This is a genomic window from Pseudomonas sp. D1-36 (assembly GCF_051132205.1).
Taxonomy (GTDB): Bacteria; Pseudomonadota; Gammaproteobacteria; order Pseudomonadales; family Pseudomonadaceae; genus Aquipseudomonas.
Window position 1 is genome coordinate 4,799,363 of record NZ_CP071674.1, and the last position, 14,912, is coordinate 4,814,274.

The window sequence follows — 14,912 nt, forward strand, 5'->3', positions numbered from 1 at the left end:
ACGAATCCTGGTCGTCGATGACGAGCCGGACATCCGCGAACTCCTGGAAATGACCCTGGGAAGGATGAAACTCGACACCCGCAGCGCCAAGAACCTGGCCGAGGCGCAATCCGCCCTGGCGGGCGAAGCCTTCGACCTGTGCCTGACCGACATGCGCCTGCCCGATGGCACCGGCCTGGAACTTGTGAAACATATCCAGCAACGTTATCCCCAACTGCCCGTGGCGATGATCACTGCCTACGGCAGCCTGGACGTCGCCATCGACGCCCTCAAGGCCGGCGCCTTCGATTTCCTGACCAAGCCCGTGGACCTGACTCGCCTGCGGGAACTGGTCGGCAGCGCCCTGCGCCTTTCAGCGGCCATCCCGCCCGCCGCCACCGTCGAACGCTGTCTATTGGGCGATTCGCCACCGATGCGCAGCGTGCGCAAGCACATCGAAAAACTGGCCCGCAGCCAGGCGCCGGTGTACATCAGCGGCGAATCGGGTTGCGGCAAGGAACTGGTCGCCCGCCTGATCCACGAGCAAGGGCCCCGTGCCAGTCAGCACTTCGTGCCTGTCAATTGTGGGGCGATTCCCAATGAGCTAATGGAAAGCGAGTTTTTCGGCCATCGAAAAGGCAGCTTTACCGGCGCCATCGAAGACAAACCCGGACTGTTCCAGGCCGCGCACGGCGGAACGCTGTTCCTCGATGAAGTGGCCGACCTGCCGCTGGCGATGCAGGTCAAACTCTTGCGCGCCATCCAGGAGAAAGCCGTTCGCGCCGTCGGAGGCCAGCAGGAAGAAGTGGTGGACGTACGAATCCTCTGTGCCACCCATAAAGACCTGGACGCTGAAGTCGCCGCCGGGCGCTTTCGCCAGGATTTGTACTACCGACTGAACGTCATCGAACTGCGCGTCCCGCCCCTGCGCGAACGCCGTGAAGACATCGAACCCCTGGCCAACCACATGCTCCAGCGCCTGGCCGCCAGCACTGGCAACCCTGTGGCGAAGCTGCACCCACAAGCACTCGAGGCTCTGCGCAACTATCGTTTTCCGGGCAACGTGCGGGAATTGGAAAACATGCTGGAAAGGGCCTATACCCTTTGCGAACACCATCAGATCGAGGCCGATGACCTGCGCCTTGCCGAGAGCTACGCGGGTGGCGACGTGGCCAATGCCGACCTGGTGCGGGTCGACAACCTGGAAGACTACCTCGAAGACGTTGAACGCAAGGTCATCCTTCAGGCGCTGGAGGAAACCCGCTGGAATCGCACGGCGGCGGCACAACGATTGAAGTTGTCGTTTCGGTCGATGCGATATCGGTTGAAGAAGTTGGGGTTGGATTAGCTCAAAGCTTGGGGTTCATGCTCATCCCGTGGCGAGGGAGCTTGCTCCCGCTGGGCTGCAACGCAGCCCTAATCTGGCACCTCGCTGTATCAGGCGGACCGAGTCGTTGCTGTTGGGGCTGCTGCGCTGCCCAGCGGGAGCAAGCTCCCTCGCCACATGGGTTGTGATTACCGCAGAGGCGCCGTCTACCGCCCGGTCACCGGTACCTGCTCGTCCAGCACTCGATTGGCGACCAATTCACCCAGTTCAATCAGTTGCTGTACGCCCAGGGCGATTTGTCGATGGTGCGCTTGGTGGCTTCATCGAGCCCTTCTGGGTTAAGGCTGGCGTCAGGAGAGGCTTTATTGTTTTCTGAAGGTGAAGAAGGCTTGTCATACATTGCGGTACTCCAAAGAGGAATGGATTACCAAGTTAGCGGGCCGCGACGCCCGGACGCTGAATTGGCAGCGACGGGAATAGGTTAGCGAGAGTTCTTCCCATCCGGCAACCGCCAGACCTTGTCGGATAATTCGGCTTGATTGAGGACGCTGTCCGACCATTCCGACAAATTTTGGCCAGTTGTTTAGGCCTCCATCGCTGGTGTGTATATCCGTTTCTGCGGTAACGACCACGGGCGGTTCCGCTCTTACAGCGGGTCACTTTTGGAAGAGCGCCAAAAGTAACCAAAAGCGCTTTGCCCCACCACTCGGCACCTCGCCTAGGCGAGGTGTTCCCTCACTCCGGCATTGCTCCGTGGGCCCGCCGCGAAGGGCCATCCATGGCCCAGCGCGGCTATCCCGGCATCCATGCCGGGATGCCCACTACACAATGCCTGCGTTCGGCCAGCGTGGTTTAACGGGGCGTATAGATCAAAATCAAAAGCAGAGCAACAGCAACAGCAACAGCAACAGCAACAGCAACAGCAACAGCAACAGCAACAGCAACAGCAACAGCAACAGCGGACGGACCCGCATTAGCTTGATGACGATCTACAGATTTGTGGGCCACCGCAAATCCCACAATTTGGATTGGAGTGTGACTGCCGTTGATTTTGATTTTGATCTGAGGCGCCCCGTTAACCACGATGGCTGAACGCAGGCCTTGCGCAGTGGGCACCTCGGCATGGATGCCGAGGTAGCCGCGCTGGGCCATGGATGGCCCTTCGCGGCGGCCCGCTGAGCAAGGCCGGAGTGAAGGCATGCCGAGCCTAGGCGAGGCACCGAGTGGTGGGGCAAAGCCTTTTTGGTTACTTTTTTGGCGTCTGAAAAAAGTGACCCGCCGTAAGGGCGGAACCCTAAGCAGCCATTACCGCAGATATGGATATGTACCCGGTCACAACTACAACCGCCCAGCCGGCGCATAAGGCACAGGATCAACCACCGGCTCGCGCCCCAACATCAAATCCACAAACAACCGACACGAAGCCGGCGCCAGCACCAGCCCATTGCGATAATGCCCACAGTTCAACCAAAGCCCCGCAAACCCTGGCACTTCGCCAATATAGGGAATCCCTTTCGGCGACCCAGGTCGCAACCCCGCCCAGTGCCCAACCACCTCGGCATCGGCAAGCTCAGGAATAAGCGCCACCGCCGAAGCCTTGAGACTCTCCAGCGCGGCATCGGTCGGCGTCTTGTCAAAGCCCTCACGCTCCAGCGTACTTCCAACCAAGATGTGCCCATCACGACGTGGAATCGCGTAGCGCCCCTTGGCCAGGACCATGCTCGACAAAAAATCCTCCGCGCATTTGTACAGGATCATCTGCCCCTTCACCGGTTCGACCGGTAACTTCAAGCCCAATGTCTTGAGCAGCTCGCCACTCCAGGCGCCAGCCGCCAATACCACTTGATCGCCGCGAATCGCTCCAGCCGAGCTGTCCACTCCCACCACGCGCTCACCGTCGCGTATGAATCCCCGGACTTCGCAGTACTCATGGAGCGTGACGTTGGGCAGCGCTGCCAACGCGGCCTTGAGGGATTTCACCAGCCGGGGATTACGCACGTTAGCCACGTCGGCCATGTAGATCGCCCGGGAAAACCCTGAGCCCAGCACCGGCACGGCGTCGTGAACCGCCGAGATATCCACGGCGCGCAACGGACGCCCTTCCCGCTCGGCCCAGGCCAGCGCTTCGTCCTGGTCATCGAGGTCGAGCCAATACAGCCCGGTGACATGCACCTGTGGATCAATCCCGGTGGCGGCAAACAAGCGCTCGCCCAGCTGTGGATAAAAATCCTGTGACCAATGGGCCAGCGCGGTGACCGCCGGGCTATAACGCCACGGGTACAACGGCGAAACGATACCGCCACCCGCCCAGGATGACTCCTGCCCAACGCCGGAGCGATCCAGCAGCACGACGCGCTGCCCCTCGCAGGCCAGATTGAATGCGGTCAGAAGGCCAATCACCCCACCGCCGACGATCACCACTTGCTGTTGCCTGGTCATGTTCTGTTTCGACTCATTAGACAAAGGGCGCAACGCCGCGCCCATCAATAGAAAACTCAGCGGCCCCAGCAGTCCTTGACGGTCACCCCGGCAGCGGCGTTCGTGATGTCCCGCTTGCCCGTGTTGTTGATCGTGAAATCACCGCACTTGTCCGCGGCCATGGACGAGCCGCTCCTGCGCGCGGCCGTCAACGTAAAGGTCTGGTCCGTCAAGGTCGTAGGGATAATGGTGTAGAAGTCATTCCCAGTGCTCAGGCCGGTCGCGTTGGAATAGACGTTGTTCTTCGAGTAGTGACGCTCGAGGATCTGCGCCTGCTCCGACAGCAGCGAGGCAATCTCGGTACGCCGGGCCTTTTTAATGTATTCGGTCAGGCTCGGGTAGCCGATGGTGATCACGATACCGATGATCGCGATGACAATCATGATTTCGATCAAGGTGAAACCTCGGTTGGATCTGTGCATGCCTTGCCTCTCACTGTATTTGTCGCCACATGATGCGGCGGCTGCCGCCGACGGCTTTGCCCAGCAGATCGGTGATACCACCACCGGAGTCGTTCACGATCATATTAGTAGCCCCGTTGGCACTGACCACCGCGCTTAGGGTCGGGATCCCGCCCGTGAACACCACGCCGGCGGAAATCGTGTCGAGGCTGTTGAGCGAACCATCGTTATTGGTATCGAGTACCGCATAGTTGAGCATCTTACCGTTGAACGCATCCACTTCGATCAATTTGCCGGTACCGAAGCTGGCGCATGGGTCGGTGGTGTCCACGGCGGCCGTGGTGAAGACAACGCGACCAAGTACCAAGTTGGCCGGATTGATGACACGCTCGCCGGTGAGTGCATTGTTGTATGTCAGCGGCAGATACCAGCCTTTCTTCGTGGGATAGGCCACGTCGGTCTCGCTGGTCGTTATGAACTGCCCCGTAGCGCCGGAAAAGATACCCGTGATTGACTGGGCTTGCAGGCTCGAGACGGTGATCTGCCCCGTGCCGCCAGTGGCGTCCCAGATTGAATAGAACCCCTGCAGATCCTTGTTGAGCTTGTCCACGGACTCGTTGAATTTGCCCGTGCCGAAAAACACCTGAATGCCGCCCTGGGGATTTTCCGCCAGCAAAGGTTGGGCGGTAATCGGCTGGGTCGTCCCGCCGGGGGTGGTGAACAATGGCTGACCGGCGAATGCCAGGCCCCAAGTGTTCGGTGAGGTGCCACTGAGGTCGAACTTCCACATCCGTCCTCTCAGGTCACCGCCATAGGCGGCCTGAACCACATTCTGGGAATTGACCCGAAGCTTGACCGACGACAGCCCGTTATTGGTTTCGCTGCTGTTGACGATGATTTTCCGGATCAGCGAACCGTCGCGAATATCCACCACGTACAGCGCGGCCACACCGGTGTTGCTGCCGTAACCATTGGAAATGAACGCGGCCCAACGGCCATCCGCCAACCGTGCCACTTCGGGGCGTGCGTAGGCGTAGCCCAGGTCATTGAAGGGGTGCGCTGTGTTGGCGACCGTCGGCGCGCTGATTTCCCACAACGCCCGAATCGCGTTGCCCGCCGATGCATCGAACAGTTGCACCGCATAAAACGCCCGGCCACCCGCGCCGGTTCCGCCCAGGGCAAGGGTTTTCCAGACGGAGCCCAGTTGTGCATCAAAAACGCCGAGCTGCCCATCCACCAGGAATTTGTGGCTTACGCCGTTGACGTAGCTGGGGTCGGCGATGAGCTGCAACGACGGGAGGACGCTCGATGGCATGTAAGCGTAACGCCGGGTGCCGTTCGTACTGTTGATGACGCTGAAGAAACCATCGTTGGCGTTCACCACCAGGCTGGCGTTCATGTTCGCCGCCTTGGTCGTCAGGTAGGCGCTGTAGCTGGTGTCACTCACCAGGTCGGAGGCGGTCTGGTCGTTGGGCGAAGCCAGCAGCAGCGGTGAATTGATGATGTCCCCGAGCAAGGCGCTGCGCGCTTTCAGCCCGGTCTTGTTGATGCCCTTGCTCCATTCCACCAAATCGTTGCCGGTGACCCCTGTAGGCAAGCCCTGGCTCAGGCTGGTCTGCTGAGCCGGGGAGAAGTTCCCGTAGGCCAGGGTTACCGGCACATTGGTGGCGGTGTTCCAGGACTGATAGATCGGCGCCGTCGCGCCGGGCACGATAGCGGTGTCGGTGGTCCATTGAACCGCCGCCGTGTTGACCGTCCCGGTGGAGTTGAAACCGAACGCCTTGATGGTCCCGCGCCAATCCCTGGGGTCATAGGTGGTCTGGTAGTAACTGGAGGTGCTTGAGAGCGTGGCGCCATTGCTGGTGCCGCCGCCTCCCGAACCGGCCTTGGAGGTGATGTCGCTGAGGGCCGATGACAGCGCCGAGTTCAAGCCCTCGCTGTCGGTGGCCGGATAATATTTGCCCGCACCATAGCGAGCGGCGTCGGAAAGCATCTGGTTAGTAACGGCAAACCCTACGGTATAAGTGTTGAGGTACTGCCGGCGAAACTCGGCCCCATCCCAGCTCTTGCCCGTGACATCGGTGCCTGTGGTGCGCATGTCAATGTCGAAGGCGAACTTGGCGATGTCATCCAGATAAAGCGTGTCGCCCTCCGCATCGCCGCTGGAGCTGGCACCATCGTTGGCACTGATGCCATCCCAGTTCGGCAAGCGGTTGCCCCCTAGGGGGTCGTTGGTTGGAAACGTGCGGTCATAGGTGGGCAGGCCATCCGTGATCACCACGCCAAAGTTCTTCTGGCATCGGTATTGGATCGGGCTGGTATAGGTGCTGGGTGTACCGTTGTAATACGGCGCCATGCCTCGGAAATAGCGGGTGACTTCGTAATAACTTTCGGCCAAAGGCGTGTTGGCAACGGCGCCCAAGCCGTTGATGGCGTTGATCAAGGCGCTGTAGTTATTGTTGGCCTGGGCCTGGGTCACGCTGCCACTGACTGAAGAAAGATCGCTGATGGCCCGGGCAATGTAGCCGCCCGGGCCGGAGTTGCTGCTGTTGGGCGGGTTGAAGGTGGCAAGGCCAATGCGCAGGGCGCGGTTATTGGCGACCAGGTCGGTCGAGACATCCCGTGCAACGTTGATGCGATAATCGTTGGGAATCGTCCCCGTGGTGAAGTCCCGGCTGGCACCGTTGGCCAGGGTTACCAGATAGGCCAGGTACTTCCCCGCGTAACGGGTATTACCCCCGCCCACCGGATCTGGCAGTCGCAGGCAGATTCGCCCGATGCCGGTCCGATAGAAGCCGTACCAGCCAGACAAGCAGCCGCCCCGCAACAGGCTCACCAACAGAATGTTCGAATCGTCCTGATCCAGCTCATACCTGTCGTTGCAGTTGTTACTGGCGTTACATGCAAAGGTGCGCGTCTGCGTCGCCGCCGGATCAAAGCCGGCGGCCCAGATGATGTTGTTCATGCTCCCGGAATCATCGATCAGCAGCATCACGTTGGGCGTCACCGCCGCCGCGCTCAACAGAGGCGACTCCGAAGGCGTGAAGCCATAGACCGGCGCCGCCAGGTAAAGGCTGAGCAACGCCCCCCACAACGAACCGAGCAGCGCCCTAATACTTCGCATAGATGCTCTCCACCACGCTGCGCTGATTGTTGCCCACTACAGCCACCGCAGTGATCCGATACAACGTCGCCGAGGTATTGACCGGCACGTTGACTGCCGCAAGGGTCGTGCCGATATTCTGCACCCCATAAAAGCCGCCCGCGGCGGCCACCCAGAGCACCCCCGACGACGAATTACGCCCCGCGCCTGTCACCGTCGCCGACTCGGCCGGTGGAGCACATTGTGCAGGGGTGCTACAGACCGGCAATGAATACGTCTCGACCTGCACAGCGCTTTCCCCCACCCTCAGCGCAGCCTCGGCCAGTTGGAACGACTGGTTGCGCTGCATGACGCTGCCGGTCATTTTTTCCTGGAGCGTGGCGCTCTGCATCGACGACAGGCCGATCAGCGTCAATAGCAGCAAAAAAACCAGGCTGACCAGCAATGCCATGCCGCGCTGGCGATGTCCGAGGCCTGTCGAAGTCATCGGTCGCTCCCTCATGGCAGCCGGTTGCGCAAGGCGGCAACCACGTTGAAGGTCTGGTCGCGCACGCTGTTCCTCGGATCGAACAGCGTCAGTGTCAAGCGCACGCTGCGAATCAGCGCCGGGTCGGTCGGGTTGGCGCTGTAGTTGGTGGCCGCGATATCCGTCGCACTGTCGGCCACGCCAAAGGTCACGTCGAACGCCCGCACGTTGTCCACCAGCACCGCCATGGTCGGGTTGCCGCGGCCACTGCCCAGGAGCAGTTGATTGTTGCTGAAACCGTAGATCAAACGACGAATCGGAAAAGCCAATTGTCCGCTCGCCGGTAGTCGCGCCCCGGTGTAGGCGGTCGCCGTGTTACGGCAGTCGGAAATGATCGTCCAGGCCGGCGGGCCGCCGCTGTTGCCGATGTCGGCCGTCACCAGGGTCAACCTTCGGTTGGCGTTGTCCCAGCGAATCGGGGTGAGCTGGCTGGCGGCGAAATCATTGTTCGAAGAGGCATCGGTGATGGTCGCCAGGCAGCCAAACATGCCCACCATGCGAATCTCCTGGATCATCTTGCTCAAGGCAAACCGTGCGTCCTCCTGCATCACCGCCGCAGCGTTCTGGCTGACATAGGTGTTCTTGGCCGAGATGAAAATCTGCACGACGCCCAACACCACGACCAGGCTGATCACCAGCGCGATCATCAATTCAATCAGGCCGAATCCCCGGTTGCTTCTATTCATGGTGGCGTCGCCACCGGGTCGACGGCGACACGGCTGGTCAATACGAAGCTACGCCTGGCCTGCGCTGTGTTTGTCGTGTTGGCGGCCCGGGCATCGTCCCAGGAAACAGTGATGGTGTAGACACGCTGATTCAGCGCGACAGTGCCCGTGGCCGTGGCGCCGCCGAAGGCGACGATGTTGGTCTTGAAGTCGTACAAGTCCTGGTCCCGGGCCACGCTGAGATTGGGTGAGCTGGGCGGCGTGATGGTGTAGTCGGCGGCTGAATTGGCGCGGATACGGTCCATCAGGTCGTAGGCGATGAAGCTGGCCTGGCTGGTCATGCGCGAGCTGTCGGTGTACTTGAGCGCATTGAGCTGGACCATCGCCGCCCCCAACAGGCCCACGCCAAGGATCAGCACCGCCACCAGCACCTCGATCAGCGTCATGCCCTCCTGTGCCCGTCTACTGCAACCCTTCATCCGCAACTTCCATCCAATACAATTCGTCCATTGAGGCAAACACTGAGCGTCCTGCTCTGCGCCCCCCGTACGTAACTGAAACTCACCGGCGTGGCCGGTGCCGATAATCCGCCCAGGTTGTTGAAATCGATACTGGTCACATCTGAGGTTAGCGTCAGAGTCACGCCGCTGCCCATCGCTGGAACAACCCGCAACACATTGGCCGGATTGCCGGTGCTGTCATACACGGTCAACTCACCACTCCAGGCTCCACCCTGCGTGGTGGGACGAATTCGCGTGGTAATGCCACGATTGATCGCTTCCATTCGCGCGAAGTTCAAGGCACGGCGCAAGTCGCCGATCTCGGTATCGGCCTTGCTGCTTTGCAGCGACCCGGTGAACGACGGCACCGCCATGGTGATCAGGATCAACAGCACACCGAGGGCCACCAGCAGCTCGATCAGCGTGAAACCTTTTGTACGAAGATCCATCGATGCCCTCCGTTGCCGTCGGCTATACCTGCTTCTACAACGCTAGAACAAACCACCGCTTGTGGCGAGGGAGCTTGCGCCTTCGCCACAACATGCTTCCTGCCAATCGCGCCGCTTCATACTCTCCAGGGAGGAGACGTCATGTACCAACAAGGCTTCAGCCTGCTCGAACTGCTCATGGGACTGGCAATTGCCGCGATTGTTCTGCCGTGGGCCGGCACAAGCTGCAAAGAGCTGATCGAATCCATGCAGCGCGAGGACACGGCGCATTTGCTGCTCAGCGGGTTGCGCAGCGCCCGCAGCGAAGCCATCACGCGCAACCGCCGGGTGCTGATACAAGGAATAGACAACGATTGGGGCAAAGGCTGGCGGATCACGCTGGACAACAAGGAGAAAACCTTGCTGGTGGAGCGCAGCGCACACGCTCGGGTGATCGGCAACTCGACGGTCAAACGCAGGGTGAGATTCGGCAGCCAGGGGGAAGCGCTGCACCTCAATGGCTCTTTCCAGGCCGGCACGCTGCATGTCTGCGCCAAGCGCGAACCGGTCAGCCATCACCAGGTGATATTGGCGCCCTCCGGCCGCGTCCGTCTGGAAAGTATCGAAGCCGAACAGGCCCTGTGCGCAAAAGGACTTAAAGCAGGGAGCGGACGCGCAGTTCCTTCGGCATCGAAAACGTAATGTTTTCCTCGCGACCGGCCAGCTCGTCAGCCCCGGTGGCGCCCCAGGCCTGCAACTGTTCGATTACGCCACGTACCAGGACTTCCGGCGCGGAAGCACCGGCGGTGATGCCGATCCGCTCGACGCCGTCGAACCAGCTGCGCTGCATGTCTTCGGCACCATCGATCAGGTAGGCCGGGGTGGACATGCGCTCGGCCAGTTCGCGCAAGCGATTGGAGTTGGAGCTGTTCGGGCTGCCGACCACCAGGACCACATCGCATTCGTTGGCCAGTTGCTTGACCGCGTCCTGACGGTTTTGGGTCGCGTAGCAGATGTCATCCTTGCGCGGTCCGCCGATAGCCGGAAAGCGCGAACGCAAGGCATCGATCACCCGACTGGTGTCGTCCATGGACAGAGTGGTCTGGGTGACGAAAGCGAGCTTTTCAGGATTGCGCACCTGCAAGGCCGCCACGTCTTCCTCGTCCTCGACCAGATAGATGGCGCCGCCGTTGCTGGCGTCATACTGGCCCATGGTGCCTTCAACTTCCGGATGGCCCTCATGCCCGATCAGGATGCATTCACGGCCGTCACGACTGTAGCGGGCCACCTCGATGTGAACCTTGGTGACCAATGGGCATGTGGCGTCGAACACCTTCAGGCCGCGACCGGCGGCTTCGGTACGCACCGCCTGGGAAACGCCGTGGGCACTGAAGATCACGATGACGTCGTCCGGCACCTGGTCCAGTTCCTCGACGAAAATGGCCCCGCGACTGCGCAGGTCCTCGACGACGAACTTGTTGTGCACCACTTCATGGCGCACGTAGATCGGAGGCCCGAAGACTTCCAGGGCGCGGTTGACGATTTCGATCGCCCGGTCCACGCCAGCGCAGAAGCCACGGGGGTTGGCGAGTTTGATTTGCATGCTGTGCCTCGTGTCTGTGGGAGCGAGCCTGCTCGCGATACGGTGGATCAGTCAACTCGATGGCGACTTTGACTCAGCTTTCGCGAGCAGGCTCGCTCCCACAGGTATTGTGGGGGCGATAATTGCCGTTAAACCTTAAACCGCCTTGACCTCAAGAATTTCCACTTCGAAACTCAAGGTCTTGCCCGCCAATGGATGGTTGAAGTCCACCGTCACCTGGGCATCGTCGAAAGCCTTCACCACACCCGGCAGCTCGGCGTTGGCCGCATCGTTGAAAATCACCAGCAAGCCCTCGGACAGTTCCATGTCCTGGAATTGCGAGCGTGGCATGGTCTGCACGTTTTGCGGGTTGGGCTGACCAAAGGCATTTTCCGGTGGAACGACCACGGTGCGCTTGTCGCCGGCCTTGAAACCGAAGAGCGCCGCCTCGAAGCCCGGCAGCAGGTTGCCGTCGCCGACCTTGAACACCGCCGGCTCCTTGTCGAAAGTGCTGTCGACCGTGTCGCCGTTTTCCAGGTGCAGGGCGAAGTGAAGCTTCACTTCGGTGTTTTGAGCGATACGCTGCTCAGTCATGGACGGCTTCTCCGGTTTTCTTGCTCTTGAACATATCCAGGGCGAGCATCACGGCGCCCACGCTGATGGCGCTGTCGGCAAAGTTGAACGCGGGGAAGTACCAGCGATTCTGCCAATGCACCAGGATGAAATCGACGACGTGGCCCAAGGCAATCCGATCGTAGAGATTGCCCAGCGCCCCACCCAGGACCAAGGCCAGCGCCACCGCCAGCCAGGTTTCGTCACGCCCCAGGCGCTTGAGCCAGACCACCAGCACGGCGCTGACCACCACGGCGATCAGCGCGAACAGCCAGCGCTGCCAGCCCGAGCTGTCGGCCAGGAAGCTGAACGCTGCACCGGTGTTGTAGGCCAGGGTCCAGCTGAAGTAGTCAGGAATGACCACGATCTGCTGGTACAGGGTCAACGAACCCTCGAAGTAGTACTTGCTGGCCTGGTCGATCACCAGCACCAGCACGCTCAACCAGAGCCAGCCCAGCCGCCCGAAACGGCCCGCCACATTAGGCATAGTGGCGAACCTCGCCTGTGCCGCTGATGTTGTCGACGCAACGACCGCAGATTTCCGGATGCTCCGGGTTCACGCCGACGTCTTCACGGCAGTGCCAGCAACGGGCGCATTTGACGAAGCTCGACTTGACCACCTTGAGCTTCAGGCCACTCACTTCGGTGACCACAGCATCGGCCGGCGCCTGCGCCAACGGCGCGACACTGGCGGTGGAGGTGATCAGCACGAAGCGCAGCTCGTTGCCCAGTTTCGCCAGGTCGGCGCCCAGGGCGTCTTCGGTGTAGAGCGTCACTTCGGCCTGCAGGTTGCCGCCGACGGCCTTGGCCGCCCGCTGGATTTCCATTTCCTTGTTGACCGCTGCCTTGACCGCCATCACTCGATCCCAGTACGCACGGTCCAGCTCGAAGCCTTGCGGCAGTTCGGTCAGGCCTTCGTACCAGGTGTTGAGCATCACCGACTCATTGCGCTCGCCCGGCAGGTATTCCCACAGCTCATCGGCGGTGAACGCCAGGATCGGCGCGATCCAGCGCACCAGCGCTTCGCTGATGTGGAACAGCGCGGTCTGGCAGGAACGGCGCGCCTTGCTGTTGGCGCCGGTGGTGTACTGGCGATCCTTGATGATGTCGAGGTAGAAACCACCGAGCTCCTGCACGCAGAAGTTGTGGATCTTGGAGTAGACGTTCCAGAAACGGTATTCGCCGTAGTGTTCCTGCAATTCGCGTTGCAGCAGCAAGGTACGGTCCACGGCCCAGCGATCCAGGGCGAGCATGTCTTCGGCCGGTAACAGGTCGGTGGCCGGGTTGAAGCCGGTCAGGTTCGAGAGCAGGAAACGCGCGGTGTTACGGATTCGCCGGTAGGCGTCGGCGCTGCGTTGCAGGATCTGCTCGGAAACCGCCATCTCGCCGGAGTAATCGGTGGACGCAACCCACAAGCGCATGATGTCAGCGCCGAGGGTGTCGTTGACTTTCTGCGGCGCGATCACGTTGCCCAGGGACTTGGACATCTTGCGGCCGGACTCGTCGACGGTGAAGCCGTGGGTCAGCAGCTCGCGGTACGGCGCGTGGTTGTCGATGGCGCAACCGGTCAGCAAGGACGAGTGGAACCAGCCGCGATGCTGGTCCGAACCTTCCAGGTACAGGTCGGCGCGCGGGCCGGTCTCGTGGCCCATCGGGTGTGAACCGCGCAGCACGTGCCAGTGGGTGGTGCCGGAGTCGAACCAGACGTCCAGGGTGTCGCTGATCTTGTCGTACAGCGGCGCTTCGTCGCCCAGCAGCTCGGCGGCGTCCAGCTTGAACCAGGCTTCGATGCCTTCGGCTTCGACGCGCTGGGCAACTTGTTCCATCAGCTCGACAGTACGCGGGTGCAGCTCGCCGCTTTCCTTGTTCAGGAAGAACGGAATCGGCACGCCCCAGTTGCGCTGGCGAGAGATGCACCAGTCCGGACGGTTGGCGATCATCGAGTGCAGGCGCGCCTGGCCCCAGGCCGGCACGAACTGGGTCTCTTCGATAGCCTTGAGCGAACGCTGGCGCAGGGTGTCGCCGCTGGTGGGCTGCTTGTCCATGCCGATGAACCACTGCGCCGTGGCACGGTAGATCAGCGGGGTCTTGTGGCGCCAGCAGTGCATGTAGCTGTGCTCGATGACGGTGGTGTGCAACAGCGCGCCGACTTCGGTCAGCTTGTCGACGATGGCCGGGTTCGCTTTCCAGATGAACTGGCCGCCGAAGAATTCCAGCGACGGCACGTACACGCCATTGCTCTGCACCGGGTTGAGGATGTCATCGTTGACCATGCCGTATTTCTTGCAGGTCACGAAGTCGTCAACGCCATAGGCCGGCGCGGAGTGAACCACGCCGGTGCCCGCGCCCAGTTCCACGTAGTCGGCCAGGTACACCGGCGACAGACGGTCGTAGAACGGATGGCGGAAATTGATCAGTTCCAACGCCGAACCTGGCGCGGTGGCAACCACCGAACCTTCGAGGCCGTAACGGGCCAGGCAGGATTCGACCAGCTCTTCGGCCAACACCAGCAGCTTGTCACCGACATCGACCAGGGCGTAGTTGAATTCCGGGTGGACGTTCAGCGCCTGGTTGGCCGGGATGGTCCACGGGGTGGTGGTCCAGATCACGATAGCCGCCGGCTTGGCCAGCTTGCCCAGGCCGAACGCGGCGGCGAGCTTGTCTTCATCGGCGATCGGGAATGCGACATCGATGGTCGAGGACTTCTTGTTTTCGTACTCGACTTCCGCCTCGGCCAGGGCCGAACCGCAATCGAAGCACCAGTTCACGGGCTTGAGGCCCTTGAACACGAAGCCACCCTCGACGATTTTCGCCAAGGCACGGATTTCGCCGGCTTCGTTCGCAAAGTTCATGGTCTTGTACGGGTTGGCGAAGTCGCCCAACACGCCGAGGCGGATGAATTCGGATTTCTGCCCTTCGATCTGCTCGGTGGCATAGGCACGGCACAGCTCGCGGGTCTTGTCCGCGCCCAGGTTCTTGCCGTGGGTCACCTCGACCTTGTGCTCGATCGGCAGGCCGTGGCAGTCCCAGCCCGGGACATACGGCGCGTCAAAACCCGACAGGGTCTTGGAGCGGATGATCATGTCCTTGAGAATCTTGTTCAGCGCGTGACCGATGTGGATGGTGCCGTTGGCGTACGGAGGGCCGTCGTGCAGGACGAACTTCGGACGATCCTTGCCAATTTCGCGCAACTTTCCGTACAGGCCAATGCTGTCCCAACGCTGCAGAATCTGTGGTTCGCGCTGAGGCAGGCCGGCCTTCATTGGGAAGGCGGTGTCCGGAAGGTTTAGCGTGGCTTTATAGTCGGTCAT

Annotated in this window: 15 protein-coding genes and 1 pseudogene; 2 read left to right on the plus strand and 14 right to left on the minus strand. The window is 61.1% G+C overall.

Annotated elements, in window-relative coordinates; all coding sequences use genetic code 11:
* The first annotated feature begins 49 nt into the window (after positions 1-49).
* Positions 50-1,327, plus strand: coding sequence for a sigma-54-dependent transcriptional regulator (locus tag J3P76_RS21495; RefSeq protein ID WP_434702047.1), 1,278 nt, complete (start codon positions 50-52; stop codon positions 1,325-1,327).
* A gap of 185 nt (positions 1,328-1,512) precedes the next feature.
* On the opposite strand, the gene J3P76_RS21500 is transcribed toward J3P76_RS21495, so the two are convergent.
* The 10 genes and pseudogenes from J3P76_RS21500 to J3P76_RS21545 all read right to left on the minus strand — a co-directional run bounded on the left by J3P76_RS21500 (position 1,513) and on the right by J3P76_RS21545 (position 9,428).
* Positions 1,513-1,602: a DUF6124 family protein gene (locus tag J3P76_RS21500; protein ID WP_434635658.1), complete on the minus strand. Its 90-nt coding sequence runs from the start codon at positions 1,600-1,602 to the stop codon at positions 1,513-1,515.
* Complete coding sequence (locus J3P76_RS21505; protein WP_434609496.1) at positions 1,578-1,706, minus strand: hypothetical protein; 129 nt, start codon at positions 1,704-1,706, stop codon at positions 1,578-1,580. The genes J3P76_RS21500 and J3P76_RS21505 overlap by 25 nt, the downstream gene beginning before the upstream one ends.
* A 653-nt stretch (positions 1,707-2,359) precedes the next feature.
* Positions 2,360-2,458, minus strand: a pseudogene (locus J3P76_RS21510) (nucleoid-structuring protein H-NS); the annotation flags it as partial.
* Between the two features lie 186 nt (positions 2,459-2,644).
* The gene (gene thiO / locus J3P76_RS21515; protein ID WP_434609494.1) at positions 2,645-3,745 is read right to left on the minus strand and encodes a glycine oxidase ThiO; all 1,101 of its coding nucleotides are present in this window, start codon (positions 3,743-3,745) and stop codon (positions 2,645-2,647) included.
* 56 nt (positions 3,746-3,801) lie between these two features.
* Positions 3,802-4,206: a type IV pilin protein gene (locus J3P76_RS21520; RefSeq protein ID WP_434562242.1), complete on the minus strand. Its 405-nt coding sequence runs from the start codon at positions 4,204-4,206 to the stop codon at positions 3,802-3,804.
* A gap of 10 nt (positions 4,207-4,216) precedes the next feature.
* Complete coding sequence (locus J3P76_RS21525; RefSeq protein WP_434701219.1) at positions 4,217-7,309, minus strand: pilus assembly protein; 3,093 nt, start codon at positions 7,307-7,309, stop codon at positions 4,217-4,219.
* Complete coding sequence (locus J3P76_RS21530; RefSeq protein ID WP_420767636.1) at positions 7,296-7,790, minus strand: pilus assembly PilX family protein; 495 nt, start codon at positions 7,788-7,790, stop codon at positions 7,296-7,298. Before J3P76_RS21530 ends, J3P76_RS21525 begins: the two co-directional genes overlap by 14 nt.
* On the minus strand, positions 7,787-8,500 hold the full coding sequence (locus J3P76_RS21535; RefSeq protein ID WP_434701220.1) for a PilW family protein: 714 nt from the start codon (positions 8,498-8,500) through the stop codon (positions 7,787-7,789). Before J3P76_RS21535 ends, J3P76_RS21530 begins: the two co-directional genes overlap by 4 nt.
* A complete protein-coding gene (pilV, locus tag J3P76_RS21540) occupies positions 8,497-8,958 on the minus strand; it encodes a type IV pilus modification protein PilV (protein WP_434609489.1) in 462 nt (153 codons plus the stop codon). The genes J3P76_RS21535 and pilV overlap by 4 nt, the downstream gene beginning before the upstream one ends.
* Positions 8,955-9,428: a GspH/FimT family pseudopilin gene (locus tag J3P76_RS21545; RefSeq protein WP_420767639.1), complete on the minus strand. Its 474-nt coding sequence runs from the start codon at positions 9,426-9,428 to the stop codon at positions 8,955-8,957. Before J3P76_RS21545 ends, pilV begins: the two co-directional genes overlap by 4 nt.
* A 141-nt stretch (positions 9,429-9,569) precedes the next feature.
* On the opposite strand from J3P76_RS21545, the gene J3P76_RS21550 reads away from it, so the two are divergent.
* Positions 9,570-10,109, plus strand: coding sequence for a GspH/FimT family pseudopilin (locus J3P76_RS21550; protein ID WP_434701221.1), 540 nt, complete (start codon positions 9,570-9,572; stop codon positions 10,107-10,109).
* On the opposite strand, the gene ispH is transcribed toward J3P76_RS21550, so the two are convergent.
* From ispH to ileS, 4 genes are all read right to left on the minus strand, one after another.
* On the minus strand, positions 10,063-11,010 hold the full coding sequence (gene ispH / locus J3P76_RS21555) for a 4-hydroxy-3-methylbut-2-enyl diphosphate reductase (RefSeq protein ID WP_420767641.1): 948 nt from the start codon (positions 11,008-11,010) through the stop codon (positions 10,063-10,065). The genes J3P76_RS21550 and ispH overlap by 47 nt on opposite strands.
* Positions 11,011-11,145: 135 nt before the next feature.
* Complete coding sequence (gene fkpB / locus J3P76_RS21560; RefSeq protein WP_434701222.1) at positions 11,146-11,583, minus strand: FKBP-type peptidyl-prolyl cis-trans isomerase; 438 nt, start codon at positions 11,581-11,583, stop codon at positions 11,146-11,148.
* On the minus strand, positions 11,576-12,088 hold the full coding sequence (lspA, locus tag J3P76_RS21565) for a signal peptidase II (protein ID WP_420767643.1): 513 nt from the start codon (positions 12,086-12,088) through the stop codon (positions 11,576-11,578). Before lspA ends, fkpB begins: the two co-directional genes overlap by 8 nt.
* On the minus strand, positions 12,081-14,912 hold the full coding sequence (gene ileS / locus J3P76_RS21570) for an isoleucine--tRNA ligase (protein ID WP_420767644.1): 2,832 nt from the start codon (positions 14,910-14,912) through the stop codon (positions 12,081-12,083). The genes lspA and ileS overlap by 8 nt, the downstream gene beginning before the upstream one ends.